Origin of the sequence: Cryobacterium sp. TmT2-59 (assembly GCF_004403545.1) — a bacterium.
In the GTDB taxonomy this organism is placed as follows: Bacteria; Actinomycetota; Actinomycetes; order Actinomycetales; family Microbacteriaceae; genus Cryobacterium; species Cryobacterium shii.
In genome coordinates this window covers 1-3,531 of the sequence record NZ_SOGM01000051.1, presented here as the reverse complement: position 1 = coordinate 3,531, position 3,531 = coordinate 1, and the positions used below count along the sequence as shown (strand labels likewise).

The 3,531-nt window shown below is 64.0% G+C and carries 6 protein-coding genes and 2 pseudogenes; all 8 read left to right on the top strand.

All coding sequences use genetic code 11. The features are described from left to right. The coding region (locus tag E3T24_RS08560; protein ID WP_166789193.1) for a transposase at positions 1-242 on the top strand (242 nt) is incomplete at its 5' end. Between the two features lie 125 nt (positions 243-367). Further along, positions 368-928 (top strand): hypothetical protein, encoded by a 561-nt coding sequence (locus E3T24_RS08555; protein ID WP_134368286.1) that lies wholly within the window; start codon positions 368-370, stop codon positions 926-928. Then, the gene (locus tag E3T24_RS08550) at positions 925-1,104 is read left to right on the top strand and encodes a hypothetical protein (RefSeq protein ID WP_134368287.1); all 180 of its coding nucleotides are present in this window, start codon (positions 925-927) and stop codon (positions 1,102-1,104) included. The genes E3T24_RS08555 and E3T24_RS08550 overlap by 4 nt, the downstream gene beginning before the upstream one ends. Positions 1,105-1,296: 192 nt before the next feature. Continuing rightward, on the top strand, positions 1,297-1,542 hold the full coding sequence (locus E3T24_RS08545) for a type II toxin-antitoxin system prevent-host-death family antitoxin (RefSeq protein WP_134368288.1): 246 nt from the start codon (positions 1,297-1,299) through the stop codon (positions 1,540-1,542). Next, positions 1,539-1,835 (top strand): Txe/YoeB family addiction module toxin, encoded by a 297-nt coding sequence (locus tag E3T24_RS08540; RefSeq protein WP_134368289.1) that lies wholly within the window; start codon positions 1,539-1,541, stop codon positions 1,833-1,835. Before E3T24_RS08545 ends, E3T24_RS08540 begins: the two co-directional genes overlap by 4 nt. Positions 1,836-2,021: 186 nt before the next feature. Continuing rightward, complete coding sequence (locus E3T24_RS08530; RefSeq protein ID WP_134434514.1) at positions 2,022-2,312, top strand: transposase; 291 nt, start codon at positions 2,022-2,024, stop codon at positions 2,310-2,312. Then, positions 2,309-2,983: pseudogene (locus E3T24_RS18265) on the top strand (DDE-type integrase/transposase/recombinase); the annotation flags it as partial. The gene E3T24_RS08530 and the pseudogene E3T24_RS18265, both read left to right, overlap by 4 nt. A 75-nt stretch (positions 2,984-3,058) precedes the next feature. Then, a pseudogene (locus E3T24_RS17945) lies at positions 3,059-3,531 on the top strand (helix-turn-helix domain-containing protein); the annotation flags it as partial.

Below are 3,531 nucleotides of genomic sequence, written 5' to 3'. Positions count from 1 at the left end.
GATGGGCGCGCCGCTGCCGGATCCCGTCGTTCGTGAAGCTGCAGCGCTCGATCGTGAAGCACCGCGCTGCGATCCTCGCCTCGATCGAGCACGGTCTCTCCAACGGCCGGATCGAATCCGTCAACACCAAGATTCGACTCATCACCCGAATCGCCTTCGGCTTCAAATCATCCGACGCCCTCATCGCCCTCGCCATGCTCAGCCTCGGCGGCCACAAGCCAGTGCTCCCCGGCCGGGTTTAACCCACGGTTACGACAGGAGAGCCAAAAAATTCGGTAATTTTCAAATCGACAATTACAAGGGGCAGGACTCTGAGGCGTCCGACTCGCTGATCACGGCTTTCGACTCGCTCAGTGCCAATCCGCTTGTGACAGCGCTTGATTTGAAGGTCTGCGAGTCGCTGACGGTGACCATCGGAGCCCCGACCGGGAGGGAGTCGATCGTCGCAGAACTCCAGCAGCTCGCCTCTGATCCCGCGCTGGCCGGTATCACCTTCGAGGTTCTCGGCGACGGCTATGCCCGGCTCTCCGTCACCGCGGCGACGGCCGAACTTGCTCCGTTCTTTGACTTCCTGCGGGCCACGCCGGGAGCGACCTCCTACGAGAGCAAGGACAACGTCATCGCCGTCGACGTGTCCAGCCCAACCCAACTTCGCTCTATAGCCCTGGTGATCGAGGCAGCGCCGAAATCGGCAGCGGTCGGCCTCGTCACTGTTTCCACGCCGGGCGCTGTTGTCTACGTCAACGGCGACGGTACGACCGCCGCTCAGGTCGGCCTCGCCGAGGCCATGCTGGCGCTCGATGCCCGGGTGCCCGTCTACTCTGGGCCGGCGCGATCAAGTTCACGCCGTATCCGTACAGTTCGGTGGTCGTGCATCGGATCGTCGATGCGGTCATGGCCAGCGGGCTCTGGCGGAGCGCCGGGGTGAAGATTGACGTGCCCAGTCCCGGTCGCGAGATGGTCTTCAGCGTCGAGGTTGCTGCTGGTGGAACCCAGATCACGACGACGGGAACAGGCGCAGACACGGCTACCGCCAGGGCCCTCAAAGACCTCAACGGCTCTTGGGCGACCGCCCGGCAGTGGGTAACGGCGGCGAAGGCGTAGCCTCAGCGGCTACGGGCGTCGTAGCCGGCCCCCAGACGGTGCGGATTTCAGCCTGAGGGGCCCCAAATCGACCTTCGATCGCCTCGGGAAGGTCGATTTGGGACCCCTCGCGGGTGGGAGGAGGCACCAGAACCGCCCCGGCAGGTTAGTGGTACGATATCCAGTACCACAATTCGAGCGAAGGAGGAGAACATGGCCATCACGGCTTCCCAGGCGCGGGCACAACTGTTCCCGTTGATCGAGAAAGTCAATCAGGACCACCTGCCGATCGAGATCGTCTCGAAGAAGGGCAGCGCCGTTCTGATGTCGCTGGCCGATTATCAGGCTCTCGAAGAAACCGCCTATCTGCTGCGCTCCCCCGCCAACGCGACGCGGCTGCTCGAGAGCATCGCCCAACATCGAGCCGGCAAGACGACCGAGCGCCCACTCGCCGAGTGAACATCGTCTTCACCGACGTGGGCTGGAACGACTACCAGCACTGGGTAGCCACGGACAAAGCCATGGTCAAGCGCATCAACAAGCTCATCGCCGAGGTACAAAGAACGCCGTTCAGCGGTATGGGTAAACCCGAGGCGCTCAAGCACCAGCTGTCGGGATACTGGTCCCGCCGAATCACGGAGGAGCACCGCCAGGTCTATGCCGTGGAAGAGAACCAGATTGTTGTGATCGCCGCGCGGTACCACTACTCGTACTACAGTCGCGTTTATGGGGCGTGTCCGCGGGTTCGATAGTGATGTCGTTTCGCGGTTTGTTGATGTCGGCGTCGCCAGCGTGAGCGACTGAGGACACGTTCGGGGTCCGGCGGCTCGCTGAAGATCAGACGGACAAGAAGGTACCTGATCTCGGGCAGGCTCAGGGCGATGAGGTCGTTTGCGCCCGTATGGTGAATTGAGACAGAGGTAAGGAGAATCTGTTTCATGTCGAATCGTCGTACGTTCAGTGCTGTGTTCCGGGCCGAGGCCGTAGAGCTTGTCATTTCATCGGGCCGGCCGATCGCTCAAGTTGCACCCGAGATCGGGGTCGTCGAGGGGACGTTGGACAATTGGGTTCGCGTCTGGAAAGAGGAACACCCTGAGGCCGGTGCCGCCGAGCCGGGCCCGGTCGAGTGGGCCAAGTACAAGGCCCTGCAAGCCGAGAACGCTGAGCTGAAAAGGGAGATCGATTTCCTGGGAAAAGTCAGCGCCTTCTTCGCCGCGAAGCAACGATGAACGACTATTTCGTCTTCATCTTGACGGAGAAGGCCTCCTTTCCCATTGACTGGATGTGCCAGAAGCTGAAGGTCTCCCGGGCCTCGTTCTACCGCTGGTTGCGCCCGAACGTGCCGACGCCGACCCAGGTCCGCCACGACGAGCTCGACGCTCACGTCGTGCGCGTCTACACGCGGGAGAAGGGCAGGGCCGGCCGGGACCAGATCACCACGATCCTGGGCCTGGAAGGCGTCAACATCGCCTGCGGCACGGTCGGGTCCATCCTGGGCGACCACGGCCTCCGCGCCGTCCGGATGCGGGCGTGGAAGAACACCACGGCTGTCGACCCGGACGCTCGGACCGAGCACATCCAGAACCACATGCTCGATCAGGAGGGGACGCGCGACTTCACGTCGACCGTCCCGGGAACCCGGTTCTGCGGGGATATCACCTACTTGCGCACTGGCTCCGGATGGCTCTACCTGGCGACCGTGATCGATCTCTGCACCCGGATGGTGGTGGGCTGGTCGATGGCCAGCCACATGCGCACCAGCCTGATCATCGGCGCCCTAGAAATGGCGCGCGACCACGGCCACCTCGACACGGCCGGCGCCATTTTCCACTCCGACCGCGGAGCCCAAGGCGGATTCAACCGGTGGAAGCAACACCTCGATTATGGAGGTGGATTATGGGACGTCCGAAGGGTTGGATGGCCACGTAACTCGGGCGGGAGCCGATGCGGTCGCCGGGCCGGCCGCCGGGCCGGNTGGGACCTCGTGGGGCAGGGTGTCTCGAGCGAGGAGGCTGGCGAGCGGGCCGGCGTGTCGGCGCCGGTCGGGACACGTTTCTTCCGTCACGCTGGCGGGATGCGAGACCTCAGCAAGGCACCGCTCTCAGGAAGATTCTTGACCTTCGTCGAGCGTGAGGAGATCGCGATCCTGCGAGCACAGAATCTTGGTGTTCGCCAGATCGCGCTGGCGTTGAGCTGGTCCCCGTCGACGATCTCCCGCGAGCTGCGACGCAACGCGGCCTCGCGCGGCGGCAAAGCTGAATACCGGGCCACGAGCGCCCAGTGGCACTCCGACCGGCGTGCCCGCCGACCCAAGACGGCCAAGCTCGCGGGAAGCCCCTGTTGCGCGAGTACGTTCAGGCCCGGTTGGATGGAACGGTAACGCGCGCTGATGGCACGCCCGCCGCAGCTCCCGGGATCGGGGCGTGGAACGGGCGTCGTCATGGGCCA

What these genes read in the sequence shown, in the direction of transcription:
- E3T24_RS08530 (WP_134434514.1), top strand. Translation starts at nt 2,022, where the DNA reads ATGTCGAATCGTCGTACGTTCAGTGCTGTGTTCCGGGCCGAGGCCGTA.
- E3T24_RS08545 (WP_134368288.1), top strand. Translation starts at nt 1,297, where the DNA reads ATGGCCATCACGGCTTCCCAGGCGCGGGCACAACTGTTCCCGTTGATC.